This window comes from Citricoccus nitrophenolicus, from assembly GCF_047305825.1.
Taxonomy (GTDB): domain Bacteria; phylum Actinomycetota; class Actinomycetes; order Actinomycetales; family Micrococcaceae; genus Citricoccus; species Citricoccus nitrophenolicus.
This window is the reverse complement of sequence record NZ_CP063070.1, coordinates 50,462-74,683: the sequence shown is the minus strand read 5'-3', so window position 1 is coordinate 74,683 and position 24,222 is coordinate 50,462. Positions and strand designations below refer to the sequence as shown.

The 24,222-nt window shown below is 68.8% G+C and carries 20 protein-coding genes, 2 tRNA genes and 3 pseudogenes; 7 read left to right on the top strand and 18 right to left on the bottom strand.

Annotated features, from left to right (window positions below):
- Nucleotides 1–8: 8 nt before the first annotated feature.
- The 7 genes from IMT31_RS00375 to IMT31_RS00345 all read right to left on the bottom strand — a co-directional run bounded on the left by IMT31_RS00375 (nt 9) and on the right by IMT31_RS00345 (nt 8,968).
- Nucleotides 9–509 (bottom strand): DUF4233 domain-containing protein, encoded by a 501-nt coding sequence (locus IMT31_RS00375; protein WP_345362098.1) that lies wholly within the window; start codon nt 507–509, stop codon nt 9–11.
- Nucleotides 499–2,055, bottom strand: coding sequence for a bifunctional folylpolyglutamate synthase/dihydrofolate synthase (locus IMT31_RS00370; RefSeq protein ID WP_413543390.1), 1,557 nt, complete (start codon nt 2,053–2,055; stop codon nt 499–501). Before IMT31_RS00370 ends, IMT31_RS00375 begins: the two co-directional genes overlap by 11 nt.
- Nucleotides 2,052–5,498 carry an isoleucine--tRNA ligase gene (gene ileS / locus IMT31_RS00365; protein ID WP_413543389.1) on the bottom strand — a complete coding sequence of 1,149 codons (3,447 nt, stop codon included), beginning with the start codon at nt 5,496–5,498 and terminating at the stop codon, nt 2,052–2,054. Before ileS ends, IMT31_RS00370 begins: the two co-directional genes overlap by 4 nt.
- Before the next feature lie 288 nt (nt 5,499–5,786).
- On the bottom strand, nt 5,787–6,236 hold the full coding sequence (locus IMT31_RS00360; RefSeq protein ID WP_413543388.1) for a hypothetical protein: 450 nt from the start codon (nt 6,234–6,236) through the stop codon (nt 5,787–5,789).
- 105 nt (nt 6,237–6,341) lie between these two features.
- A complete protein-coding gene (locus IMT31_RS00355) occupies nt 6,342–7,115 on the bottom strand; it encodes an SDR family oxidoreductase (protein ID WP_345361855.1) in 774 nt (257 codons plus the stop codon).
- A 21-nt stretch (nt 7,116–7,136) separates the two neighbouring features.
- Nucleotides 7,137–8,558: an FAD-binding oxidoreductase gene (locus IMT31_RS00350; RefSeq protein WP_413543387.1), complete on the bottom strand. Its 1,422-nt coding sequence runs from the start codon at nt 8,556–8,558 to the stop codon at nt 7,137–7,139.
- On the bottom strand, nt 8,555–8,968 hold the full coding sequence (locus tag IMT31_RS00345) for a DUF488 domain-containing protein (protein ID WP_345361861.1): 414 nt from the start codon (nt 8,966–8,968) through the stop codon (nt 8,555–8,557). Before IMT31_RS00345 ends, IMT31_RS00350 begins: the two co-directional genes overlap by 4 nt.
- Before the next feature lie 73 nt (nt 8,969–9,041).
- Between IMT31_RS00345 and valS the strand changes: the two genes are divergently transcribed.
- The gene (gene valS / locus IMT31_RS00340) at nt 9,042–11,726 is read left to right on the top strand and encodes a valine--tRNA ligase (protein WP_413543386.1); all 2,685 of its coding nucleotides are present in this window, start codon (nt 9,042–9,044) and stop codon (nt 11,724–11,726) included.
- Nucleotides 11,727–11,928: 202 nt separating this feature from the next.
- Entirely contained in the window at nt 11,929–12,285 is a 357-nt protein-coding gene (locus IMT31_RS00335; RefSeq protein ID WP_378109331.1) for a hypothetical protein, read from the top strand.
- Between the two features lie 14 nt (nt 12,286–12,299).
- On the opposite strand, the gene IMT31_RS00330 is transcribed toward IMT31_RS00335, so the two are convergent.
- The 6 genes and pseudogenes from IMT31_RS00330 to IMT31_RS00305 form a co-directional block, all read right to left on the bottom strand.
- On the bottom strand, nt 12,300–12,938 hold the full coding sequence (locus IMT31_RS00330) for a DsbA family protein (protein WP_413543385.1): 639 nt from the start codon (nt 12,936–12,938) through the stop codon (nt 12,300–12,302).
- Between the two features lie 81 nt (nt 12,939–13,019).
- Nucleotides 13,020–14,333: an ATP-dependent Clp protease ATP-binding subunit ClpX gene (clpX, locus tag IMT31_RS00325; RefSeq protein ID WP_413543384.1), complete on the bottom strand. Its 1,314-nt coding sequence runs from the start codon at nt 14,331–14,333 to the stop codon at nt 13,020–13,022.
- Between the two features lie 188 nt (nt 14,334–14,521).
- The gene (locus IMT31_RS00320) at nt 14,522–15,190 is read right to left on the bottom strand and encodes an ATP-dependent Clp protease proteolytic subunit (RefSeq protein WP_413543383.1); all 669 of its coding nucleotides are present in this window, start codon (nt 15,188–15,190) and stop codon (nt 14,522–14,524) included.
- A gap of 69 nt (nt 15,191–15,259) precedes the next feature.
- Nucleotides 15,260–15,886, bottom strand: a complete 627-nt coding sequence (locus IMT31_RS00315) for an ATP-dependent Clp protease proteolytic subunit (protein ID WP_345361874.1) — start codon at nt 15,884–15,886, stop codon at nt 15,260–15,262.
- 608 nt (nt 15,887–16,494) lie between these two features.
- A pseudogene (gene tig, locus IMT31_RS00310) lies at nt 16,495–17,922 on the bottom strand (trigger factor); the annotation flags it as partial.
- Between the two features lie 112 nt (nt 17,923–18,034).
- Nucleotides 18,035–18,108: transfer RNA gene (locus IMT31_RS00305), tRNA-Pro, on the bottom strand.
- A gap of 221 nt (nt 18,109–18,329) precedes the next feature.
- On the opposite strand from IMT31_RS00305, the gene IMT31_RS00300 reads away from it, so the two are divergent.
- A tRNA-Gly gene (locus IMT31_RS00300) sits at nt 18,330–18,403 on the top strand.
- Between the two features lie 60 nt (nt 18,404–18,463).
- Here IMT31_RS00300 and IMT31_RS00295 read toward each other — a convergent pair.
- Nucleotides 18,464–18,746: pseudogene (locus tag IMT31_RS00295) on the bottom strand (transposase); the annotation flags it as partial.
- Nucleotides 18,744–18,923, bottom strand: a pseudogene (locus IMT31_RS00290) (ISL3 family transposase); the annotation flags it as partial. The pseudogenes IMT31_RS00295 and IMT31_RS00290, both read right to left, overlap by 3 nt.
- A gap of 84 nt (nt 18,924–19,007) precedes the next feature.
- Here IMT31_RS00290 and IMT31_RS00285 point away from each other — a divergent pair.
- From IMT31_RS00285 to IMT31_RS00275, 3 genes are all read left to right on the top strand, one after another.
- Nucleotides 19,008–19,517, top strand: coding sequence for a DinB family protein (locus tag IMT31_RS00285; RefSeq protein ID WP_345361877.1), 510 nt, complete (start codon nt 19,008–19,010; stop codon nt 19,515–19,517).
- Between the two features lie 153 nt (nt 19,518–19,670).
- Nucleotides 19,671–20,066 (top strand): ArsR/SmtB family transcription factor, encoded by a 396-nt coding sequence (locus IMT31_RS00280; protein ID WP_413543382.1) that lies wholly within the window; start codon nt 19,671–19,673, stop codon nt 20,064–20,066.
- 1 nt (nt 20,067) lies between these two features.
- Nucleotides 20,068–20,724: an SRPBCC domain-containing protein gene (locus IMT31_RS00275; RefSeq protein WP_345361883.1), complete on the top strand. Its 657-nt coding sequence runs from the start codon at nt 20,068–20,070 to the stop codon at nt 20,722–20,724.
- 1 nt (nt 20,725) lies between these two features.
- On the opposite strand, the gene IMT31_RS00270 is transcribed toward IMT31_RS00275, so the two are convergent.
- Nucleotides 20,726–21,691, bottom strand: a complete 966-nt coding sequence (locus IMT31_RS00270; RefSeq protein ID WP_413543381.1) for an SDR family oxidoreductase — start codon at nt 21,689–21,691, stop codon at nt 20,726–20,728.
- Between the two features lie 101 nt (nt 21,692–21,792).
- Here IMT31_RS00270 and IMT31_RS00265 point away from each other — a divergent pair, with 101 nt between their 5' ends.
- The gene (locus tag IMT31_RS00265; RefSeq protein ID WP_413543380.1) at nt 21,793–22,764 is read left to right on the top strand and encodes a helix-turn-helix transcriptional regulator; all 972 of its coding nucleotides are present in this window, start codon (nt 21,793–21,795) and stop codon (nt 22,762–22,764) included.
- A 15-nt stretch (nt 22,765–22,779) separates the two neighbouring features.
- Here the strand turns inward: IMT31_RS00265 and IMT31_RS00260 are convergent, their stop codons facing one another.
- Nucleotides 22,780–23,712 (bottom strand): Fpg/Nei family DNA glycosylase, encoded by a 933-nt coding sequence (locus tag IMT31_RS00260; RefSeq protein WP_345361892.1) that lies wholly within the window; start codon nt 23,710–23,712, stop codon nt 22,780–22,782.
- A 36-nt stretch (nt 23,713–23,748) separates the two neighbouring features.
- Nucleotides 23,749–24,222 carry a ribose-5-phosphate isomerase gene (locus tag IMT31_RS00255; protein ID WP_413543379.1) on the bottom strand — a complete coding sequence of 158 codons (474 nt, stop codon included), beginning with the start codon at nt 24,220–24,222 and terminating at the stop codon, nt 23,749–23,751.

The following is a 24,222-nucleotide window of genomic DNA, read 5'->3' as shown; positions in this document are numbered from 1 at the left end:
GGACCAGGTCATCCGCCGTCCGGGTGCTCCTCGCGCCAGCGGGCCTCCGCCCGGGCGCGCCGGACGTTCTCGCTGTCGATCTGGGCGCCCTTGGTCACGGCGTACCACCAGGCCAGACCGAAGCCGACGCCCACGATCGCCATGGTGTATTCGATGAAGGCGGAACCCACGAGCAGGATCTGGATGACCCAGCCGATCCAGACCCCGACCCGCTTCTGGACCAGTGCACAGGTCAGGATGGCGATGACGGCCAGGGCCAGCGACACCGCCAGGGCCCACGGGGCCATCGGCGTGCCCCGGTTCACGCCGAACATGGCCAGGCCGAAGAACACCAGCACGAACGCCTCCATGACCAGCACGGAGGACATGAAGGTGGCCCGGATGGATCTGGCCCTCTTGGGCTGCCCCGGGGTCCAGGAACGCTGGGACTTGGATTCACGCTTCGGCCGCCAGGACTCCCGGCCGCCCGGGTTCGCCACGCCAGGTCCGTTCGGCTCGTCACCGCTCATCGTGATCACCAGCGTCATGCTCTCCCGGGTCGAAGATGTCCTCGAACTCCTCGGCGTCCTCGTCCAGTCCGTCACCCAGTTCGAGACCGAAGTCATCGAAGACGTCCACCGCGGTGGGCACCGCCACGACCTCGGGCGCCCCCGGCCCCTGCGTCCCGGCGGCAGGGGCGCCCAACAGCTCGCGAGCCTCGGCCACGAGGGTGATGGAGCCGGTGATCAGCACGCCGCCGCCCAGCCCGGAGGCCTCGCTGCCGCCCCCGTCCACCGACTCGGCCCGGCCGACGGCCCACTCGATCGCGTCCGGGAGGGATTCGGTGGCGTAGAGGTCCTCCTCCGGCCATCCGGCGTCCAGGGCCAGCTGTCCGAGTTCGCCGGCGGGGATGGCCCGGGGCGAGTCGGACTGGGTCAGGCACAGGTCCTCCACGAGATCCCCGAATTCCCTGTAGAGCTCAGTCAGCATGGACAAGGCGTCCTTCTCCGCGAGGATCCCCACCACGAGCACGAGCTTCTCCAGGCCGAAGGCCTCCTGCAGCGCTCCGGCCGTGGCCTTGATCCCCGCGGGGTTGTGCGCGGCGTCCACCACGATGGTGGGGGCCTTGCGCAACACCTCCAGCCGCCCCGGGGCGGACACCTGTGCCACGCCCTGCTGCAGCAGCTCGGTCTGCAGGGGCTTCTCGGCACCGAAGAACGCCTCGAGCGCGGCGATCGCCAGAGCCAGGTTCTCAGCCTGGTGTCCGCCGTGCAGCGGCAGGGTCAGGTCCGGGTAGCGGCCGGCGATCCCCTGCACGGAGACCTGCTGTCCGCCGACGGCCACGGAGCGGGACTCCACGCCGAAGTCCACGCCCTCGAACCGGAATCCGGCCTCGGCGGCGCGGGCGGCGTCCAGCAGCACCTGAGCGGCCTCCGGGTCCTGGGCCGCCGAGACGAGGAAGCCGCCAGGCTTGATGATCCCGGCCTTCTCCTCGGCGATCTCCGCCTCGGTGTCCCCCAGCAGGTCGCTGTGATCCAGGGAGATCGGGGTCACCACGGAGACGGCGGCGTCGGCCACGTTGGTGGCATCCGTGATGCCGCCGAGGCCCACCTCGAGCACCACCACGTCCACGGGCTCATCGGCGAAGACGGCGAAGCCGAGTACGGTGACGGCCTCGAAGTAGGTCAGTCGGTTCTTCCCTGCCGTCTCCAGCTCGGAATCCACCACCTGGACCACCGGCAGGATCTCGTTCCAGATCCGCACGAACGTGGCCTCGTCCACGGGCGCACCGTCAATGCTGATGCGCTCTGTCACAGAGCTCAGGTGCGGCGAGGTGTACCGGCCCGTGCGCAGCCCGTAGGCGTGCAGCACCGATTCGATGATCCGCGCCGTGGAGGTCTTGCCGTTGGTTCCGGTCAGGTGGATGACGGGGGCCGCGCGCTGCGGCTCGCCGAGCAGTTCCATGGCCCGGAACATCGGGCCCATGCGTGGTTCCATCTTGTTCTCCGGGGCCCGCGCGAGCAGGTCCCGGTAGACGGCCTCCACCGTCTGTGGTGCCTCTGGCATCTCGGTCATGCTTCCACCTTCTCCACGTCGGCCTTCTCCACGGTGACCTGCACCGTCTTGGTCGCATCGTCCGCCGGGTCCAGGCGCGGGTCCTCGGCCCCGGAGTCCTCCAGCACCAGGTCCACCGTCAGGGTCTCGCCGGAGACCAGGTCACGATGGGACTCAACGGCGCGCACGACGCCGGCCGGTCCGGTGATCACGGTCCGCACCCGGTCCGAGACCTCCAGCGCGGCATCCTTGCGGGCCGCCTGCACGGCGCGGATCACGTCCCGCGCCGTCCCCTCAGCGGCCAGTGCCTCGGGCACGTCGGTGTCCAGGACGAGGAAACCGCCGGGTACCACGGTGACGGCGCGTGCCGTGGCCGCACTGCCGCCGCAGTCCCCGTCTGCCGAGCCGGCAGCGCCCACAGTGGTCTCCAGGGAGTACTCCCCCTCCTCCAGCGCGATCCCACCGGCCACCACGGTGCCGTCCTCGGACACCGACCAGTCACCGGACTTGGCTCCCTTGATCGCCACCTGGACCTGCTTGCCGAGGCGGGGTCCGGCGGCGCGGGCGTTGACGGCCAGGGACCGGCTGATGCCGAAGTCTGCCGCGGAGACCTCGGCGGCGTCCAGCAGTTGCACGTCCTTGAGGTTCAGTTCGTCCTTGATGATGTCCGTGTAGGCGCCCCGCAGAGCCGCGGCGTCCGGCACCACCACGGTCAGGGAGGACAGCGGCAGGCGCACGCGGCGCTTGGCACCCTTGCGGAGGGAGGACCCGGCGGAGGCGATGCGGCGCACGGTGTCCATCCGCTCTACATCCGCCTCGGCTGCCCTCTCGGCGTCGGCCCCGGAACCGAATCCGGAGAAGAACGGGGAGGGATCCGGGTAATCGGTCAGGTGCACCGAGCGACCACCGGTCAGTCCCCGCCAGATCTCCTCGGCCACGAGCGGCATCAAGGGCGCTGCGGCACGGCAGAAGGCCTCCAGGCAGGTGGCCAGCACGTCCAGTGCCTGCGTGTCCTCGTCGAAGAAGCGCTGGCGGGAACGGCGCACGTACCAGTTGGTCAGGGTGTCCGTGTAGGCGCGCAGGGCGTCCGTGGCGTCGGAGACCTCATAGGCGTCCATGCCTGCCCTGACCTCCCGCAGCATCCGCCCCGTGGCGGCCAACAGGTACTGGTCCAGGGGGTCGGTGGACTCGTACCGGGTCTGCGCCCGGTAGCCCTCGGGGCTGGCGCCACCGGCGACCGCGGAGTTGGCGTACAGGCTGAAGAAGTGCCACACGTTCCAGGCCGGCAGCAGCACCTGGCGGGTGCCCTCGCGAATGCCCTCCTCGGTGACCACGAGGTTGCCACCCCGCAGGATGGGTGAGGCCATGAGGAACCAGCGCATGGCGTCCGAGCCGTCCCGGTCCAGCACCTCGGAGACGTCCGGGTAGTTCTTCAGCGATTTGGACATCTTCTGCCCGTCCGAGCCCAACACGATCCCGTGGCTGATGACGTTGGAGAAGGCCGGCCGGTCGAACAGCGCCGTGGACAGCACGTGCATGGTGTAGAACCAGCCGCGGGTCTGTCCGATGTACTCCACGATGAAGTCCGCGGGGTGGTGGCCGCCATCGAACCAGTCACCGTTCTCGAAGGGGTAGTGCACCTGGGCGTACGGCATGGAGCCGGAGTCGAACCAGACGTCCAGCACGTCCTCGACGCGCCGCATCGTGGCCCCGGCGGCGGCGGCCTCCGGGTCCGGGTGGGGTCGGGTCAGCTCATCGATCCAGGGGCGGTGCAGATCCACCTCCCCGTCGGCATTGCGCGGCAGCCGCCCGAAGGCCTCCTGGATCTCGGCGAGGGAGCCGTGGACCTCCTGCAGCGGGTAGTCCGGATGGTCGGACTCCCAGACGGGGATCGGGGAGCCCCAGTATCGGTTGCGGGAGATCGACCAGTCCCGGGCATTCTCCAGCCACTTGCCGAACTGACCGTGCTTGACGTTGGACGGGATCCAGTTGATGTCCTCGTTCAGCTGGACCATCCGGTCCTTGAACTCGGTCACGGAGACGTACCAGGAGGTGATGGCCCGGTAGATCAGCGGGGTGCGGCACCGCCAGCAGTGCGGGTAGGAGTGCTCGTAGGAGGTCTCCCTGAGGAGCTTCCCCGCGGCGCGCAGGGCCCGGATGATGGTCCGATTGGCCTCGAAGGCCTGAACGCCGGCGATCTCCTGCAGCACGCCACCGCCACGGGAGGAGTCGGCGAACAGGGGCAGGAACCGCGCGCCGGAGTCCACCGAGAGGATCACGGGGATGCCGTGCGCCTCGCAGATCCGCTGATCGTCCTCACCATAGGCGGGAGCCTGGTGGACCACACCGGTGCCGTCCTCCGTGGTGACGTACTCGTCCACCAACACCTGCCAGGCGTTCTGGGTCCCGTAGGCCTCCACGTCCGTGAAATAGGTGAACAGCGGCTCGTAGGTGAGCCCGCCCAACCGGTCCCCGGTGTAGGTGGCCGTCACCGCCTCGGTGACCGCGCCGGCGTCGGGATATCCCAGGTCCCTGGCGTGCGCGCCGAGCAGGTCCGCGGCCAGCAGGTAGCGGTGGCCGCCGGCCCCTCCGGCGATCTCCTCGGCCGCGTCCGGGCCGGCCGGCACCACCGCGTAGGTGATCTGCGGCCCGACGACGAGGGCCTGGTTGGTCGGCAGGGTCCAGGGGGTGGTGGTCCAGGCAAGCACCCGCACGCCGTCCAGTTCGGCGGCCAGGGCCGGCTCGGCCGCACCGGGGGCGGCACCCGTGACCGGGAAGGCCACCGTGACCGAGGGGTCCTGGCGGGACTTGTAGACGTCGTCGTCCATGCGCAGCTCATGGTTGGACAGCGGCGTCTCGTCCTTCCAGCAGTAGGGCAGCACCCGAAAGCCGCGGTAGGTCAGGTCCTTCTCATGCAGGGACTTGAAGGCCCACAGCACCGACTCCATGAACTCGGGATTCAGGGTCTTGTAGTCGTTCTCGAAGTCCACCCAGCGGGCCTGCCGGTTGACGTAGTCCTTCCACTGGTCCGTGTATTTGAGGACGGAGGCGCGGCAGGCGTCATTGAACCTGTCGATGCCCATGGCCTCGATCTGGGCCTTGTCCGTCATGCCCAGCTGCTTCATGGCCTCGAGTTCAGCGGGCAGCCCGTGGGTGTCCCAGCCGAAGCGGCGCTCCACGCGGCGCCCCTGCTGGGTCTGGTAGCGGGCCACGAGGTCCTTGACGTAGCCGGTGAGCAGGTGGCCGTAGTGCGGCAGGCCGTTGGCGAAGGGGGGGCCGTCGTAGAACACGAACTCGTTGGGCGAGCCGTCCTCGTTCTCCGCCGGACGGGCGTCAATGGAGGCCTGGAAGGTCCCGTCCGCCTCCCAGTACTTCAAGACGCGCTCCTCGATCTGCGGGAAGCGCGGCGAGGCCGGGGTGCCGGACGCCGTGGCGTTCGGATCTGAACTGGCGAGGGGATACACGGGCGGTCCATCCTTGCGTGAGGTCGACTGTGGTGCTGGTCTGCTCTTGCTGCAAGGACGCCTTCGCCGGTCCCTTCGGGGAACGACGGCAGCGCGGTACCACCCTGCTTGCCGTCCCGTTCCGCGGTGGTCTCCCGCAAGGCCGGTACGGCCGCTCGTGACAGCTGTGACGGGCTGACCCGTCCGGTTCTACTGGGACCGCGTGTGCAGCGGGTCTGTTCTTCCGGAAAGCTCACCGGTGATGGCCGGGTCGACGCTGTGGGGTTCTTCTTCGTACTGAGGGCGATTCTACGCCTTTTCTCCCGCGGGAGTGGACGGCTTCTGCTCCGTGGAGTCGGTGTACTCCAACACTGCGGTGAGCACCCCGGCCAGGACGGCGTAGGTGGCCCGGGGCCGGCTGGCGCCCAACCTGGAGACCAGCGCCTCGGCCCAGCGGTCCGAGACGACTGTGAACCACATGGCCCCGGCAGCGACGCCACCGGCCACGGCACCCATGCCCACCGGCAGGGCCACCCTCTTCAGCGCGGAGGAGGGCGGCAGGGGCTCACCCTGGACCTCGGCCTCCCGCTCGGCCCGGTCACCGGCCAGGACCACGCCTCCGACCGTCAGCGTGGCCACCACGCCGCCGGTCCACAGCACGAGAGGTGCTCGCGGGATCCGCCAGAGGGGGATCGTCGAGAAGGCTCCCGTGGCCAGTCCCATGCCGAGTGCCCGGCGCAGTCGCGGGGAGATGTCCATGCGGAGTCCTCCTGATGGCGTGTTGGTCATGCTCTGTCTTGTTCTGTGCTGCCCTGCACTTCTCTGTCCTGGTCTACTTCGTGCCTGGTCTACTTCGTGCCTGGTCTACTTCGTGCGGATGACCTTGAACTGGGCTGCCTGGGCCACGGGGCGCAATACGATCTGGTCCAGGTTGACGTGATGCGGCACGGTGACGGCGTAGGTGCACACGTCCGCCACGTCCTCGGCCGTGAGCGGCTTCTCCACGCCCGCGTAGACCTTCTCCGCCGCCTCCTGGTTGCCACCGAGCCGGTTCAGGGTGAACTCCTCGGTGTGCACCATCCCCGGCAGCACCTCGACCACCCGGACGTTGTGATCGGCCTCCTCGAGGCGCAAGGCACCGACCAGGCCGTGCTGGGCCATCTTGGCCGCGTTGTAGCCGGCACCACCCTCGTAGCTGGCCAGGGCAGCCGTGGAGGTCAGGACCAATACGGTGCCTCGGCCCGTGGCCCGGAGCATCGGCAGGAACCCCTGGGTGGTGTTCAGCGTGCCGGCCACGTTGACCCGGTACATCCAGTCCCAGTCCCCGGGCTGTCCCTCGGCCACGCGGTCCGTGCCCATCGCCCCGCCGGCGATGCACAGCAGGGTGTCCGCTCCCCCACCGTCCTCGACCGCGCGCACGGCCCGGTCCACCTGTTCCCGGTCGGTGACGTCCACGGCCAGCGGCACGATCCGGCCGGTCCCGGTCGGAACGGCCTCGGCGAGGGACTGAAGTCGCTCGGCGCGGCGGGCGATGGCGTACACGGTCCAACCCGCGGCGGCGAGCTGGGCGGCGGTGGCCCGGCCGATGCCTGACGAGGCGCCGGTCACGACGGCGGCGCGGTGCGCTTCAGAGGTCATGTCACCACCTTACGGATTCGCTCACAGCGCCGCGAACTGCTTGCCCGGGTTGAGGATGCCGAGCGGATCGAAGGCGTCCTTGACGGCGCGGTGCAGGCGCCGGCTGCCCTCGTCCAGTTCCCGGGCGAGCCAGGCGGCCTTGAGGGAACCGACCCCGTGCTCTCCGGTGATGGTCCCGCCGAGCTCCAGACCGATCGCCATGATCTCGTCGAAGGCCTCGTGGGCCCGGCGAACGGACGCCTCGTCCGCGGTGTCGAAGAAGACGGAGGGATGGACGTTGCCATCTCCGGCGTGGGCCACCACGGCGATCATCAGCCCGGTCCGAGCCCGGATGGCGTCGAGCCGGTCGTAGAACTCGGGGATGGCGGTGCGGGGCAGGCAGACGTCGTCCAGCAACTGACCGCCACCATGCTCGGTGGAGTACCGCTCGAAGGCGGGCTGGGCCATGCGACGGGTCGCCACCAGGGCGTCACTGTCCTCGGGGTCCTCACTGAACGCCACATCCAGGGCACCGTTGCGCTCCGCCACCGCCGCGAAGGCGGAGACCTCGCGGGCCGCCTCGGCCGCCACCCCGTCCCCATTCGACTGCATCAGCAGGAGAGCCCCGGCCTGGCCGTCCAGACCGAAGTCCCCGAACCGGTTCAGCAGGTCGATCGAGGCTCGGTCCAGTGACTCCATCATGGAGGGCCTCGCCCCGGAGCCCATGAACTCGGCCACCGCCTGGGCTGCCTCCCGGGCCCCCGGGAACGTGGCCACGGCGGTGAGGGGCGGGGGCAGCAGCGGGATGAGCCGGAGCGTGGCCTCCACGATGATTCCGAGCGTGCCCTCGGAGCCCACGAACAGGCCGCAGAGGTCCAGGCCGGCCACGCCCTTGGCCGTGGTGCTGCCCAACCGCGTCAGGGTGCCGTCGGCCAGGACCACGGCGACCTGGCGCACGTAGTCCCGGGTGACCCCGTACTTCACGCAGCACAGTCCGCCGGCGTTGGTGGCGAGGTTCCCACCGATCGAGGAGAGTGCCACGGATCCCGGGTCCGGCGGGTAGGACAGTCCGTGCGGGGCCAGCGCGTCCTTGAGGTCCTGATTGATGATCCCAGGTTCCACGGTCACGGTCTGCTCGGCGGCGTCGATCCGCAGGATGCGGTCCATCCTCTCCACCGAGAGCAGGATGCACCCGTCCACGGCGTTGGCCCCGCCGGAGATCCCGGACCTGGCTCCCTGGGGCACCACGGGAACCCGGTGCTCGGAGGCCCAGCGCAGGGTGGCCTGCACGTCCTGGACCGTGCGGGCGCGCACCAGTGCGAGGGCCTGGCCGACCGTCGCGAAGGGGGCCTCATCCCGGGCGAAGGAGGCCACCACGTCAGGGTCCGAGGTGAGAGCCCCGTCCGTGAGCTGCGGAGTCAGCTCGGCGCGAAGCAGTGCGCCGTGGTCCGGAACAGCGGTCATCGGGCATTCCTCCGTAGGTGGTCCCTCAGGACCACCGCGTGGTTGTTCTCGGTGTCCTTCGCCGCGTACAGGAGCACGAGGTCCTTCTTGCGGGAGTCTCCCCAGCGCTCCAGCAGTCCTTCCACGGCGGGTGCGCCGCCGCCGTCGGGCTCCTCCGGGTCTCCGGAGTCCTCCAACTCGGCCGTGTAGCGCCGCTGGAAGGTGGCGAAGCGATCGGGATCGTGGTTGAAGTCCTTGCGGGTCTCGGTGGACGGGGCCACGGCCCGGCACCACTCGTCCAGCTCCAGGTCTGCCTTGGCGACCCCCCGTGGCCAGACCCTGTCCACCAGGACGCGGTATCCCCCGTCAGGGGCGTCATAGACACGGCGGATGCGAATCTCGGCGGGGTGTTCCCCGGATGTGTGTGCCATGCCTCCCACCGTAGTCCTTGGCGTCCCCCGGGCGGGTTCTGGGGCGAGCAGGGACCATGGGAGAATCGAGACCATGTCTGAACAGTTCCCGGGCACAGACACGCCCGCTCCCACGCCGTCCACCGCCCCCGTCGTCACCGTTCCGGACCGTCCCGGCCTCGAGGGGTTGGAGGACAAGCTCTCCGCCCGCTGGCGTCAGGACGGCACCTACGCCTTCGACGAGGACACCACGCGGGAGGCCGTCTACTCGATCGACACCCCGCCGCCGACCGCCTCCGGTTCCCTGCACGTGGGGCACATGTTCTCCTACACGCAGACCGATGTGCTGGCCCGGTTCCAGCGCATGACCGGCAAGAACGTGTTCTACCCGATGGGCTGGGATGACAACGGCCTGCCCACCGAGCGCCGGGTGCAGAACTACTACGGGGTCCGGTGCGATCCGACCAAGCCGTACATCGAGGGCTACCGTCCGCCGGAGCAGCCCGCGAAGAACCAGCGCGACTGGGACGTGGTGTCCCGTCAGAACTTCATCGACCTGTGCGAGGAGCTGGCGGTCGAGGACGAGAAGGTCTTCGAGGACCTCTTCACCCGCCTGGGGCTGTCCGTGGACTGGTCCCTGACCTACCGGACCATCGACGACACGTCCCGCGCGGTCTCGCAGCGGGCCTTTCTGCGGAACCTGGGATCCGGGGACGCCTACATGGCGGAGGCACCGACCCTGTGGGACGTGACCTTCCGTACCGCAGTGGCCCAGGCCGAGTTGGAGGATCGCGAGGTGCCCGGTGCCTACTACCGCTTCCCCTTCCACACACAGGAGGGCGAGAAGGTCTACATCGAGACCACCCGGCCCGAGTTGCTGCCGGCCTGTTCCGCCCTGGTGGCCCACCCGGACGACGAGCGGTACCAGGCCCTGTTCGGTACCACCGTGACCTCTCCGCTGTTCGGGGTCGAGGTGGAGGTCCGAGCCCATCCCCTGGCCAAGCCGGACAAGGGCTCCGGCATCGCCATGGTCTGCACCTTCGGTGACCTGACGGACGTCACCTGGTGGCGCGAACTGGAGCTGCCCACCCGTACCGTGGTGGGCCGGGACGGCCGCTTCCACGCTGAGACTCCCGAGTGGATCACCACGGAGACCGGCCGGTCCGAATACGCCCAGCTGGCCGGGAAGACCGTGTTCTCCGCCAAGGAGGCCGTGGTGGCCGCCCTCACCGAGGCCGGGCTGCTGGACGGGGAACCGAGGAAGATCACCCACCCGGTGAACTTCTTCGAGAAGGGGGACAAGCCCCTCGAGGTCATCTCCTCCCGCCAGTGGTACATCCGCAACGGCGGCAGGGACCCCGAGCGGCGGGAGAAGCTCGTGGCCCGCGGCCGCCAGTTGTCCTGGCACCCCGAGTTCATGCGTTCCCGATACGAGAACTGGGTCCAGGGTCTGAACGGCGACTGGCTCGTCTCCCGCCAGCGGTTCTTCGGCGTGCCGATCCCCGTCTGGTACCCCCTGGACGCCGCCGGAGAGCCCGACTACGACCACCCCATCCTGCCCGCCGAGGAGAATCTGCCGGTGGACCCGGTGGCTGAGACCGCCCCGGGCTACGAGGACTCCCAGCGGGACGTGCCGGGCGGCTTCACCGGGGACCCGGACGTGCTGGACACCTGGGCCACGTCCTCCCTGACCCCGCAGATCGCCGGCAGGTGGAGCCGGGACGAGCAGTACTTCGCGAACGTCTTCCCGTTCGACCTGCGCCCGCAGGGTCATGACATCATCCGGACCTGGCTCTTCTCCACCGTGGTTCGCGCCGAATCCCTCCAGGACTCGGTGCCGTGGAACCACACCGCGCTGTCCGGCTGGATCCTGGATCCCGACCGCAAGAAGATGTCCAAGTCCAAGGGCAACGTGGTGGTCCCCACCGACGTGTTGGACGAGTACGGCTCGGATGCGGTCCGCTACTGGGCCGCCTCCGCCAAGCTCGGCGCAGACACCGCCTACGAGGTCGCACAGATGAAGATCGGCCGTCGTCTGGCCATCAAACTGCTCAACGCCTCGAAGTTCGCCCTGAACCTCGGTGCCTCCGTGGAACACGTGGTCCGCTCGGCGCAGGACGCAACCGTCATCTCCAACTCCCTGGACCGCGCCCTCATGGTCCGCCTCTACGACACCATCCGGCAGTCGACGCGGGCGTTCGAGTCCTACGACTACGCGCGGGCCCTGGACCTGACGGAGTCCTTCTTCTGGCAGTTCACGGACGATTACGTGGAGCTGGTCAAGGACCGCGCCTACGGCGGTCACGGCGAGACCGAGCAGGACTCCGTGCGGGCGACCCTCGCCACCACCCTGGACGCCCTGCTGCGCCTGCTGGCCCCCTTCCAGCCCTTCGCCACTGAGGAGGCCTGGAGTTGGTGGCGGACCGGATCCGTGCACCGTGCCCCGTGGCCGGGACGGCCGGACCAGATCCCCGGCATCGAGGCGGCCTCCGCCGGAGCCACCGCTGATGTCCTGGCGGCCGTGGCCCTGGCCCTGGGCGGCATCCGCCGGGCCAAGTCCGAGGCCAAGGTCAAGCAACGAACAGAGGTGGTCTCCGCGGTGGTGACTGCCCCGGAGAACCGCTTGGGTTCCCTGAGGGGCGGGCTGGCCGATCTCCAGGCCGCCGGCAACATCCGAGAGATCACGCTGACAGCCGGCGTCCCCGCAGGCGAGACCGACGTCCTCGTCTCCGAGGTGGAACTCGCCGCGCCGGAGGCTCCGGAGCCGACCGCCGGCTGATGCGCCACGAGGGTTGACAGCGCAGTCAGTGCAGGCAGCGCTGCCAGCATCATCAGAGGGCCGTCCGGGACCCAACGGATCCGGGCGGCCCTCGGATGTCTGTGCGTGCGGCGGCTGCTGTGCTCACCGGGACTGCCGTGCTCGCCAGGCCTGCTGGGCTCACTGATCCTGACCAGGAGGACTGCCGTGTAGGTTGGGCCACATGAGCAGACCTCCATTGATGGCCGCCGCCCTCGCGGGCATGGGCGTGTTGCATTTCGCCGCACCCCGTCCCTTCGACGGGCTCATCCCCCGCGCGCTCCCCGGACCGGCACGCGCCTGGACGTACGGCTCAGGGGTGGCCGAGTTGGCCGTGGCAGGACTCCTTGCCGTTCCAGCGACCCGGCGTGTGGGCGGCCGGGCCGCACAGGTGCTCTTCCTGGCCGTATGGCCGGGGAACTTCCACCAGGCCTACCGCGCCCGGAACGCCTCGCTGAGAACCCGGGCGATCACGCTCGCGCGGCTACCGCTCCAGGTCCCGTTGATCGCCGCGGCCGGACGTATCGCCGCCGGCCGCTGACCTGCCGCGGCGCTTCAGTCGAACTGGGGATCAGTGGTGCGGGAGCGCTTGATCTCATAGAAGTAGGGGAAACCGGCCAGGGTGACGGCGGCATCGAAGATCCGGCCCGCCTCCTCCCCGCGGGGGATGCGCGTCATGACCGGGCCGAAGAACGCGGTCCCGTTGAAGGACACCACGGGGGTCCCGACGTCATCCCCCACCTTCTCGATGCCTTCGGCGTGCGAGGCACGGAGCTTGGAGTCCAGTACGTCCGTCCGGGCCGCCTCGAGGATCTCCTCGGTCTCGAGCCCCAGCTCATCCAGAGCACCACGGACGGCCGCCTCGAAGTCCCGCTGGCCCTCGTTGTGGATCCTGGTGCCGACGGCGGTGTAGTACCGGCCCACAGCCCCGTTGCCGTGCCGTTCCCAGACCTGGGTGGCGGCCCGGGCTGGCAGCCAGGCGCGCTCCATCAGGGACCGATAGCCCTCCTCGATGTCACTGTCCTCATTCAGGACGGACAGGGACATGATGTGCCAATTGACCGTGATCGGGCGGACCTTCTCCACCTCCAGCATCCACCGGGAGGTGATCCAGGCGAACGGGCAGATCGAGTCGAACCAGAAGTCCACGACCTCGTTCTCAGTGGGTGTGGCGATGCCGACGGTCTCAGTCATGGAATCCTCCTCATGCCGCCTGGAAGTGCGGCCTTGTCCTTCTTGTCATTGATGGGGTTCGGGCAGACAGGTGACCGGCGGTCAGGCAGACTTGTTCCGCCGCTTACGCTGCACCTCGCGGGAGATCAACGTGGCCTCGGCGCCCTCGCGGACCACGTCACCACTGATGACCACGGTGGCGATGTCCTCGAGGGACGGCAGGTCGAACATGACCGGCTTGAGAACCGCCTCCATGATCGAACGCAGACCGCGCGCGCCGGTCCCCCGCTCCTCGGCCTGTTCGACCATGGCGTCCAGGGCGTCCTCCTCGAACTGCAGCTCCACGCCGTCCATGAGGAACATCTTCTGGTACTGCTTCACGAGCGCGTTCTTCGGCTTCGTGAGGATGTTGACCAGTTGCTCGTGGTCCAGGTTGTCCACCGTGGTGATGACCGGCAGGCGGCCGATGAACTCCGGAATCAACCCGAACTTCAGCAGGTCCTCCGGCCTGACGTCCGAGTAGGAGACATCCCGTCTTCCGATGGTGTTCAGGGGTGCCCCGAAGCCGATGCCCTTGGAACCGGCCCGGGAGGAGATGATCTCGTCCAGCCCCGCGAAGGCGCCTGCCACGATGAACAGGACGTTCGAGGTGTCGATCTGGAGGAACTCCTGATGCGGGTGCTTGCGGCCACCCTGCGGCGGTACGGCAGCGGTGGTGCCCTCCAGGATCTTCAGCAGGGCCTGCTGGACCCCCTCCCCGGAGACGTCACGGGTGATCGAGGGATTCTCGGACTTGCGTGAGATCTTGTCGATCTCATCGATGTAGATGATGCCCTGCTCGGCCTTCTTGACGTCATAGTCCGCGGACTGGATGAGCTTGAGCAGGATGTTCTCCACGTCCTCGCCCACATAGCCGGCCTCCGTCAGGGAGGTGGCATCCGCCACGGCGAACGGGACATTGAGCTTCCGGGCCAGGGTCTGCGCCAGGTACGTCTTGCCGGAACCCGTGGGGCCCACCAGCAGGATGTTCGACTTGCCGACCTCCACATCCGCCAACTCGTCCGGTTCCTCACCCGAACGGTCCGCGAAGGACTCGCTCTTGGCCTGGGCCGGCTGCTGCCCCGAGCGAATGCGCTTGTAGTGGTTGTAGACGGCGACAGCGAGGGAACGCTTGGCCTCCGACTGCCCGATCACGTACTCCTCGAGGAAGTCGTAGATCTCCTTCGGCTTGGGCAGCTCGATCTCGGCGGTCTCCGCAACCTCGGAGAGCTCCTCCTCGATGATCTCGTTGCACAGCTCGATGCACTCGTCACAGATGTAGACGCCGGGACCGGCAATCAGTTTCCGGACCTGCTTCTGGCTCTTTCCACAGAACGAGCACTTCAGCAGGTCGGCGCTCTCACCGATGCGGGCCATGCGGGTATCTCCTCGGTAGGGGTCGGGCGGCCAGACGTAACTGCCCGGGGTACTGCCATTCCAGCTTAGGGGGTGGACACGATAAGGTGCTGGACCGCAACGGCGGCCCGCACCGGACATGAGGTCTCATGCCGGGGTGCGCGCCGCCGTCGGGGTCCGAACGGGTCACGTGACCCGGGGGCACCCGATCAGTTGGAGAGCTGCGGGCGGGAGATCTTCCGCGAGTCCAGGACCTCGTCCACCAGGCCGTACTCCTTGGCGCCGGAGGCGGAGAGGAACTTGTCCCGGTCGATGTCCTGGCGGATCTCGTCGGCGGACTTGTGCGTGTGGCTGGCGAGCGTCTCCTCCATCCAGGTGCGGATGCGCAGCAGTTCGTCGGCGTGGATCTGCAGGTCAGTAGCGGTGCCCTGGTCCCCGCCCATCGACGGCTGGTGGATCAACACACGGGCGTTCGGCAGGGCCAGCCGCTTGCCCGGAGCACCCGCGGCCAGCAGCACCGCGGCGGCGGAGGCCGCCTGGCCCAGGCACACGGTCTGGATCTCCGGGCGCACGAACTGCATCGTGTCGTAGATCGCCGTCATGGCGGTGAACGAACCACCCGGGGAGTTGATGTAGAGGGTGATGTCCCGCTCCGAGTCCATGGACTCCAGCACCAGGAGCTGAGCCATGATGTCATCGGCGGACACGTCGTCCACCTGCGAACCGAGGAACACGATGCGGTCCTCGAACAACTTGGCGTACGGGTCATTGCGCTTGAAGCCGTAGGGCGTGCGCTCCTCGAACTGGGGCAGGACGTAGCGGTTGCTCGGCGCCGGCTGACCGGCACCGGAGGGCATTCCGACGGGGAACTGGTTCATGTCTGGTCTCTCCTGGGCGAAAGGGTGTTCGGGGGGGGGTGGACGGGGGCCGTCCGGCCGGGGCCGGAATCAGGCGTTGCTGTCCACGCCCCCGCCGCCGGACACGGAGCCGGCACGTTCGGCGATGTGGTCGAAGAACCCGTATTCCAGGCCCTCCTGCGCGGTGAACCACTTGTCCCGCTCGTTGTCCTTGAGGATGGTGTCCACGGTCTGGCCCGTCTGCTCGGCGGTCAGCTCGGCCATGACCTGCTTCATGTGCAGGATCAGCTGGGCCTGGATACGGATGTCCGATTCGGTGCCGCCGATGCCGCCGGAGGGCTGGTGCATCAGGATACGGGCATGGGGGGTGGCGTAGCGCTTGCCCGGGGTGCCCGAGGACAACAGGAACTGGCCCATCGAGGCCGCCAGGCCGGTGGCGACGGTCACGACGTCGTTGGGGATGTACTTCATGGTGTCGTAGATCGCCATGCCTGCCGTGACGGAACCGCCCGGAGAGTTGATGTACAGGTAGATGTCCTTCTCCGGGTCCTCCGCGGAGAGCAGGAGCAACTGGGAGCAGATCATGTTGGCATTGTCATCCCTGACCTCGGAACCCAGCCAGATGATGCGTTCCTTGAGCAGGCGGTTGTAGATGTAGTCCTCGCGGGCAGCCGGATCAACCGACGCCATACGGGGAGCAGTGGACGATGCGGACATGGCGCCCTGCCTTCCTTCAGATGGACTTCTCATGCATCGGGGACACCTGATGGTGCACCCCGGGCAGTGATCTTGGATCGAGACTACTGTCCCCGGACCTGGCTGTGTCCCTTCTGGCCCGACTGTTCGCTGTTGGCGTGGATGGATGCGCCGCCAGCGGACGGGTCCACCCACCGATCCGCCTCCGGACGGCAGGACGCCCGGGCCGCTCCACGGATGCTCCATGGTGCGGCCCGGGCGTCCAGGCTCTCGTCAGCGGACCGCTGGGGTCACTCCGCCGAGTCGGACTGCTCCTCGGCGGCCTTCTTGGCCGCGGTGGTGCGCTTGGCGGGGGCCTTCTTGGCCGGAGCCTTCTCCTCACCCTCGACGACGGCCTCGGCCTTCTTCGCGGCAGTGGACTTCGCAGCTGTGGACTTCGCTGCGGTCGTCTTGGCCGGAGCCTTCTTGGCGGGGGCCTTCTTGGCCGGAGCCTTCTCCTCACCCTCGACGTCGGCCTCGGCCTTCTTCGCGGCAGTGGACTTCGCTGCGGTCGTCTTGGCCGGAGCCTTCTTGGCCGGAGCCTTCTTGGCAGGAGCCTTCTTGGCGGGGGCCTTCTTGGCCGGCGCCTTTTCGGCCGGAGCCTCCTCGGCCTCCGCTGGGGAGTCTGCGGAATCCGCAGAGTCGGCGGAATCCGCAGAATCAGCGGAATCCGCAGAATCAGCCGAGTCCGCGGAACCGGCGGTCTCCACCTCCTCGTCGCCGGCAGGCGTGACGAAGGAGGTCAGGTCCACGGCGTTGCCGTCCGTGTCAGTGACCACGGCGAACTCGAGGACCTTGGCCAAGGCCTTGCGGCGGCGCACCTCACCCATGATCATCGGAACCTGGCCGGCCTGGTCCAGCATCTGCGCGAACTGGTTCGGTTCCATGCCGTACTGCTGTGAGGTCGAGATGATGTACTCGATGAGTTCACCCTGGTCCACGCCGACCTCTTCGGCATCGGCGACCTTGTCCAGGATGATCTCGTTGCGGAAGGCCTCCCGGGCGTTCTGCTCGACCTCGGCGCGGTGATCCGCGGTGTCGTGCTCATCGCCCTCGGCGTGGCCCTGGCCGGTGAAGTGCTGCTCGATCTGCTCGGCAACGACCGAATCGGGGACCGGGACCTCCACCAGCTTCACGAGCTCCTCCAGGACCTTGTCCCGGGCCTCGATACCCTGGCCGGTGACGGCGCCCTCGGAGGCCTTCTCCTTGAGGTCCGCCTTGAGCTCCTCGATCGTGTCGAACTCGGAGGCCAGCTGGGCGAAGTCATCGTCTGCCTCAGGGAGCTCGCGCTCCTTGACGGCACCGAGGACCACCTTCACGGTGGCCTTCTCGCCGGAGTGCTCACCGCCGGCCAGAGTGGTCTCGAAGACGGCGTCCTCTCCGGCGGACAGTCCCTCCAGGGCCTCGTCCATGCCATCGAGCATGGTGCCGTCGCCGACCTGGTAGGACAGGTCCTCGGCGTGGTCGACCTGCTCGTCACCGATGGTGGCCGTCAGGGTCAGCGTGACGAAATCGCCGGTCGCGGCAGGGCGTTCAACGACCTTGAGGGTGCCGAAGCGGGAGCGCAGCTCGTCCAGGGCCTTCTGCTCGTCCTCCTCGGAGGCGGCCGCGGGCTCCACGGTGACCTTCAGCCCCTTGTACTCGGGCAGCTCCACCTCCGGACGGATGTCCAGCTCGACGCTGAAGGTCAACGGACCCTCGGCGTCACCGTCGACGCCCGGCATCGAGGTGACCTCGACCTCTGGGCGGGACATCGGCGTGGTCTCGGTCTGCGCCAGTGCCTCCTGGTAGAAGTCGTTCAGACCCTCGTTCACAGCCGTTTCCACCACGTAGCCGCGACCGATGCGCTGATCGATGATGCGCGCAGGAACCTTGCCCTTGCGGAAGCCGGGGACCTGGATCTGGTTGGCCACGGTCTTGTAGGCCTCGTCCAGGCGCGGCTTGAGGTCCTCGAAGGGGACCTCGACGTCCAGCTTGACCCGGGTCGGGCTGAGGTTTTCTGCGGTGCTCTTGACCACGTGGGACTCCTGTGTGGATTGATCGTCTCGTCTATATGGGCGCGGATGGGCCCGGCCGCCGGGCATCCGGTGAATCAGGCCTCCCCCGCAACAGCAGGGGGAGACCGTGACGTCGGGGTGACAGGATTTGAACCTGCGGCCTCACGCTCCCAAAGCGCGCGCTCTACCAAGCTGAGCTACACCCCGCAGACGGCCCTGGCCATTTCTGACCAGAGACCAGTGTACGCATTGCACACGCCATACTCCGCATCCCGTCGACATTCAAGCCTCGACGCGCCTTGAGCACATCGTCACGCCGCGCCGGGCATGCCGCCTTTTTGTCACCCGGTCGGACGGCTTGATAGGATCGTCCTCGCTGCGAAAGAGGATCGAGGCCGGCCACAGAACGCACCGACCTCGGCCGCCGTGGGGATGTAGCTCAATGGTAGAGCCCCAGTCTTCCAAACTGGCTACGCGGGTTCGATTCCCGTCATCCCCTCCACCGCGATCGCAGCAGCACAAGCCCCGGGTCCACCCGGGGCTTGTGCCTTTAACGGGCCCTTCACCATCGGGGGCGTAGTTGGGGTCGGAAGCCGCCTGTCTCGAGTGAGGTATTCCAGGCGGCCGTTGATCGCCCCGGTGGGGCCGTTGGATGTGCCGGGCCGGTCGAAGTAGGCGAGCACGTCGGCGGCGCGCTTGGTCAGGTTGCGGCCGAGCGTGATGATCTCGCTGAACGGGCTGGGGACGCCTCGGCCGATCGACTCGAGCAACTGCCTCATCAGCTCGCGGCCCCGGGTTCGGTCGGGCTCACGGTAGGCGGCGATCATCCGCTGGTAGATGCCCCAGACATGACCGCACCCGGTGCACCGATATCGGTGGATGCTGACCTCCAACACCGTGGGCCGCCACCCGAACGGCTCGTGCGCCAACCGCCGGACCACCGTGTCCCTGGCCGCGCCAGGGCATCCGCAGCGACGACACCATCTATCGGGCTCGACATTCCGGCACCGGAGAATCACCCGACCGGACCACACTCTCAGTTGCGACTGCGAAGAGCCCATAAATAGCCCCGGTGCGAGGGTGTGCCCGGGTGATATGTTCCGGCCATGACTAGACCCGGTGAGATCCTCGGCAGCGTGTTCGCCGCCAGCGAGCGCGAGCAACTCGAGACGTTCCTGGATTACCTGCGCGACGCCGTCGTGCGCAAGGCCTGCGGGGTGTCGGAGAAGGACGCCCGGCGCAGCCCGGTGCCGACCGGCACCAACCTCGGCGGCCTGATCAAACACCTGCGGTGGGTGGAACTGGGCGGGTTCGCCGAGCAGATCGGGCAGATCCCCGCCGCGGAGCTGCCCACGCCGCCGTGGACCGACGCAGACCCGGAGGCCGACCTGCGGCTGGAGCCGGGCGAGAAGCTCGACGACGTCATCGGCGCCTACCAGGCGGAGTGCGACCGCTCCCGCGAGATCGCCGCCCAGCACAGCCTCGACCACGCCGTCACCACACCGCAGGGCAGGGAGCTGACGTGGGTGTACCTTCACGTGATCGTGGAGACCGCCCGGCACGCGGGCCACGCGGACATCCTGCGCGAGATGATCGACGGCAGCGTCGGCGACTGACGACTCGCGGCGCGTCGACCGGACGACACCCTTGACGGCGAAGAGCCCGTTAGCGCCACCCCGTGCCATCTCCCCATATACCGCGGCCGTACCGTCACTCCGGTCCGGTAATAAATCCTTGTCTTATATAAGGCCGAATGCAAGAATATGTCCATGCACGCTCTCGACGTCCTTGGAGACCCGGTCCGGCGCCGCATCCTGGAGCTGCTGTCCGAGGGTGAACTGAGCGCCGGCGAGGTTGGCTCCGTGGTCCAGTCCGAGTTCGGCATCAGCCAACCAGCGGTGTCACAGCACCTGAGGGTCCTGCGCGAGCAGGGATTCGCCACGGTGAGATCCGAGGGCACGCGCCGGCTCTATGCCGTCGATCCGCAGGGCCCGCGCCAGGCGAGCGAGTGGCTCAGTCCCTTCGAGCGGTTCTTCGCCCCGAAGCTCGACGCCCTGGGCACTGAATTGGCCCGGGGCAGGCGCCAACGCCGGCTCGCCGCCGAGGGCGGCACCCCCGCCACCACTCCCCCAACCACAGCAACAACCCCTCTGAAGGAGTCCTGACATGGTGGACGTACAACATCAACTGGCCGCGGTCACCCGTGGCATCGCCCTCGAGGACCGGGACGGCGAGCCTTCGCACGTCCAGACCCTGGAGCAGACCTATCCGGCAGTCATCGAGGACGTCTGGGAGGCCGTCACCACGGCCGTCCGCATCGCCCGCTGGTTCCTCCCGATCAGTGGCGACCTCCACCTCGGCGGTCGGTACCAGTTCGAGGGCAATGCCGGCGGCACGGTGCTCGAGTGCAACCCGCCGGCGGACGGCTCCGCCGACTACCGCATCACCTGGGAATTCGGCGGCGGGACCACCTGGGTGACCGTCCGCCTGACCGCCGAGGGCGAGAGGACTCGATTCTCGCTGGAGCACGTTGCCCCGGCTGCGGAGGTTCCCGCGGAGATGTGGGAGACCTTCGGCCCCGGCGCCACCGGTGTGGGGTGGGACGGCGGCCTGCTCGGCCTGGGTCTGCACCTGGGTGCCACCGCGGGCTCGCTCGCACCCCACGAGGCGGAGGCCTGGGCCCTCACGGACGAGGGCAAGGACTTCTACCGCGGAGCCGCTGACGGCTGGGCCGCCGCGCAGGTAGCCGCCGGGACGGACCCGGAGACGGCGGCCCGCAACGCGGACGCCACCTTCGGCTTCTACACCGGCACCGAGATGTGAGTCAGCGGTAGTCCCCCACGTCCAGGTCCGCAGCCGGCGTCGTCTCCATGGCCTCGATGAAGCTCCAGGCGTCCGGGCGCGTACCGTCCACGTCGGTCAGCCCGTAGTGCACGGCCAGCTCGAAGGAGCTGGTGGAGGCGGTGTTCCACCGGGCCCGGTCCGGGTCCGCCGCGAGCGCGGCGATCCCGCGGGCCAGCATGGCGGGGGTCTCCGAGATGACGAACTCGTAGGGCGGGACCGCGCCGGCCCGGCCTCGGTTCGCCTCGGCTGCCGTCCGCCAGGTCTCCTCGGTGACGCCGAAACCGTCCAGCATCATCTCCGAGCGCAGCCATCCGGGGCTCACGGAGAGCGCGGTCCCGCCATGGGGTTTCAGCTCGTGGCCTTCGGCGAAGGCCAGTCGGTCCACGGCGGTCTTGGTCAGGTCCAGGAACGCGGTCTCCCGGTAGTGGATGGCGTTGTAGGCCCGGGTTCCGTCGGTGACCTCCACCACGAGCCCGCCGGGGTTGCGGATCAGCAGCCCCAGGGCCGCGTGGCTGGTCTGCAGATGTGTGCGGAATCCGGCGTCGAACAACCGCATCCCGGCCGCGAGATCGTACTCCCACAGCGGGATGCCGAACTCCACATAGGCCTCCCCGCCGATGTCGTTGACCAGGATGTCCAGCCGCCCCTCCTCCCGCTCGATCCTGGCGACGAGCTCCCGCACGGCCCCGGTCTCGAGGTGGTCCACCACCAGCGCATGGGCGGAACCGCCGGCCTCATCGATCAGCCGCGCCGTCCCCTCGATGGTCTCCCGCCTCCCGTAGTCCGAGGGGGAACCCGCCGTGGACCGCCCGGTGCAGTACACGACCGCCCCGGCCCGCCCGAGTTCGCGGGCGATGGCCCGTCCGGCCCCGCGGGTGGCCCCGGCCACGAGGGCGACCCTCCCGGCCAACGACCGTGGTCGATGATCCGTCGTCTCACCAGACATCTCGATGTCATCTCCCGCTCTAGTGCTCCATGGATACCGGCGGGGTCCATCCTGCCGCCCATTGGTGACACCTGGTGTCATCAATCGGCTAGCATGCCGCAATGCGCACCACCAGGTTGCTGGCGATCATGATGGAGCTCTCCCGCGGTCAGCGGACGACCGTCCGGAGACTCGCCGACCGCCATGGGATCTCCACCCGGACCGTCCTGCGGGACCTGGCGGCGCTCCACGAGATCGGCGTTCCCGTCTGGACCCGGACCGGTCCTGCCGGTGGGGTCGGTCTCGTGGACGGTTGGTCTTCGCCCGTCACCGGCATGACAGCGTCCGAGCTCCAAGCGCTGCTGATCGGTGAGGCCGGTTCACGCGATCTCGGCCTGGGGGATGACTTCGACACCGCCCGGCTGAAGATGCTGGGCACCACGACGGCCCGTGACCCGGCGGTGGGCTCGGCCACCGAGCGCTTCCTGATCGACCATGAACGCTGGTTCGCCGAGCCCGAGCGGCCGAACGCCCTTCCGATGGTCTCCCGTGCGGTGTGGTCCGGACGGCGGCTGACGATCGGCTACCACCGTGGCACCGGGGCGCCGGTGACCAGGCTGCTCGACCCACTGGGCCTGGTCCTCAAGACGGACGTCTGGTACCTCGTGGCGGCGCATCGCCGCCGGACGCGCACCTACCGCCTGTCCCGCATCGCCTCGGCCGAGATCCACGGGGAGCCTGCATGGCGTCCGGAGGGCTTCTCACTGGCCGAGTACTGGGGCCGGAGCCGAACGGACTTCGAGCAGTCCGTCCAACGTCTCCCGGTCCGGCTCTCCCTCCCGCAGACATCCGCCACGGCCCTGCTGGAGGCGGTCCCTGGGCCGGGGACCGCAACGGCTCTGGCCTCGGCGCGCCGTCAGGGCGGCGATCAGGGCGAGCGGCTGGAGGTGGAACTGCTCATGGAGGACCGGGAGATCGCCGTGGGACAACTGCTGCACGTCCCAGACGTGGAGGTCAACGAGCCGCGGGACCTGCGCACACGGCTCTGCGAACGCGCGCAGCAGCTGGCCGCCCGCAACGCGCCGCCCACCTGACCACCCGCGGCTCCGTCATGACTGACACGCCGGGCACCAGTACAGCTTGCGGGCCTGCATCTGGGCCATCCGCACGTCCGTACCGCACACACGGCACCCCAGGCCGTCACGTTGATAGACGTAGTGGGCGTTGTCCGGCCACACCGGCGCCGGCTCCCCCTGCTCGTCCACCGAGCCACGGTGCTCGAGGCGGGTCGTGATGATCCTTCCCTCGCGCACCCCATCGTTCATCAACCGCACGAGGTCCTCCCACAGCGCCGTGCCGTCCGGCCGGGACAACCGCCGCCCCGGCAGCCACGGGTCCAACCCCTGCCGGAACAGGGACTCGGCTCGGTAGATGTTCCCCACGCCGGCCAGCACGGCCTGATCCATCAGCAGTTGGCCCAGTGCCACGCCGCGGCCGGAGACCCGCTGCAGGAACTCCTCGGCCCCGGTCCCCGGAACCAGTGGATCCGGCCCCAGACGGTCGACGACGGCCCCGGCCTCCGCGGGCGTGAGCACCTCACAGACACTGGGGCCACGCAGGTCCGCCCAGCCGTGATCAGAGGACAACCGGACTCGGACCTGACCCACCGGCTCCGGGGGGCCAGTGTACGCGATGGCCGGGCCGGCGTCGGGCCCCTGACCCTGCGCCTCGAAGGTGTCGGTCTCCCCCATCCGGCGAGGCGCGCCGATGCTGGAGGCGCCGCGGAAGGTCTCGTCGCCGCCGAAGCTGAAGGCGCCGTACAGGCCGAGGTGCACGCGCAGCACCCGCTGGACGTCCTCGCCCGCGCCGAAGTCGAGGAGGAGCTGCTTGCCATGGGCCCTGGCCCCGTGGAGCACCTGGCCGTCCAACAGCCTGGCCCCGGCATCGAAGCGTCCCTGTGGGGAACTCACGCGCAGTGACTGGCCGGCGAAGACGTCCGTGAACTGCCGGGCGAGGCGGTGGATCGAGTGGCCCTCAGGCATGGCGGCGCTCCCGGGCCGTTCGTCTCAGGCGCCGTCTCAGGCGAGGACTTCGCGGGTCTGCTCGAAGTGGGCGATCTTGCCGATGCGGCGCTTGTGACGCTCCTCGTCGGAGAACGGGGTGGCCAGGAAGGCCTCGATGATCTCGGTGGCCTCCTCCAGGGAGTGCTGCCGGCCTCCCACGGCGATGACGTTGGCGTTGTTGTGCTCGCGGGCGAGCCGCGCGGTGTCCAGGTTCCAGGCCAGCGCGGCCCGGACGCCGGGGACCTTGTTGGCGGCGATCTGCTCGCCGTTGCCGGATCCGCCGAGCACGATCCCCAGGGCCTCGGCCCCTGACTGCTGGTCCTCCACCACGGCCGCGGCGGCGTTGATGCAGAAGGCCGGGTAGTCGTCCTGGGCGTCATAGGACTGCGGGCCGTGGTCCACCATCTCGTGGCCTGCCGCACCGAGGTGCTTGATGAGATGGGCGCTCAGCTCGAGTCCGGCATGGTCAGTGGCGATGTGCACGCGCAT

Bases quoted from the DNA above. Each gene is read 5' to 3' on its own strand.
- IMT31_RS00375 (WP_345362098.1), bottom strand. From the start codon at position 509: ATGAGCGGTGACGAGCCGAACGGACCTGGCGTGGCGAACCCGGGCGGC.
- IMT31_RS00370 (WP_413543390.1), bottom strand. From the start codon at position 2,055: ATGACCGAGATGCCAGAGGCACCACAGACGGTGGAGGCCGTCTACCGG.
- IMT31_RS00360 (WP_413543388.1), bottom strand. From the start codon at position 6,236: ATGGACATCTCCCCGCGACTGCGCCGGGCACTCGGCATGGGACTGGCC.
- IMT31_RS00355 (WP_345361855.1), bottom strand. From the start codon at position 7,115: ATGACCTCTGAAGCGCACCGCGCCGCCGTCGTGACCGGCGCCTCGTCA.
- IMT31_RS00350 (WP_413543387.1), bottom strand. From the start codon at position 8,558: ATGACCGCTGTTCCGGACCACGGCGCACTGCTTCGCGCCGAGCTGACT.
- IMT31_RS00345 (WP_345361861.1), bottom strand. From the start codon at position 8,968: ATGGCACACACATCCGGGGAACACCCCGCCGAGATTCGCATCCGCCGT.
- valS (WP_413543386.1), top strand. From the start codon at position 9,042: ATGTCTGAACAGTTCCCGGGCACAGACACGCCCGCTCCCACGCCGTCC.
- IMT31_RS00335 (WP_378109331.1), top strand. From the start codon at position 11,929: ATGAGCAGACCTCCATTGATGGCCGCCGCCCTCGCGGGCATGGGCGTG.
- IMT31_RS00330 (WP_413543385.1), bottom strand. From the start codon at position 12,938: ATGACTGAGACCGTCGGCATCGCCACACCCACTGAGAACGAGGTCGTG.
- clpX (WP_413543384.1), bottom strand. From the start codon at position 14,333: ATGGCCCGCATCGGTGAGAGCGCCGACCTGCTGAAGTGCTCGTTCTGT.
- IMT31_RS00320 (WP_413543383.1), bottom strand. From the start codon at position 15,190: ATGAACCAGTTCCCCGTCGGAATGCCCTCCGGTGCCGGTCAGCCGGCG.
- IMT31_RS00315 (WP_345361874.1), bottom strand. From the start codon at position 15,886: ATGTCCGCATCGTCCACTGCTCCCCGTATGGCGTCGGTTGATCCGGCT.
- IMT31_RS00285 (WP_345361877.1), top strand. From the start codon at position 19,008: ATGACTAGACCCGGTGAGATCCTCGGCAGCGTGTTCGCCGCCAGCGAG.
- IMT31_RS00280 (WP_413543382.1), top strand. From the start codon at position 19,671: ATGCACGCTCTCGACGTCCTTGGAGACCCGGTCCGGCGCCGCATCCTG.
- IMT31_RS00275 (WP_345361883.1), top strand. From the start codon at position 20,068: ATGGTGGACGTACAACATCAACTGGCCGCGGTCACCCGTGGCATCGCC.
- IMT31_RS00270 (WP_413543381.1), bottom strand. From the start codon at position 21,691: ATGTCTGGTGAGACGACGGATCATCGACCACGGTCGTTGGCCGGGAGG.
- IMT31_RS00265 (WP_413543380.1), top strand. From the start codon at position 21,793: ATGCGCACCACCAGGTTGCTGGCGATCATGATGGAGCTCTCCCGCGGT.
- IMT31_RS00260 (WP_345361892.1), bottom strand. From the start codon at position 23,712: ATGCCTGAGGGCCACTCGATCCACCGCCTCGCCCGGCAGTTCACGGAC.
- IMT31_RS00255 (WP_413543379.1), bottom strand. From the start codon at position 24,222: ATGCGCGTGCACATCGCCACTGACCATGCCGGACTCGAGCTGAGCGCC.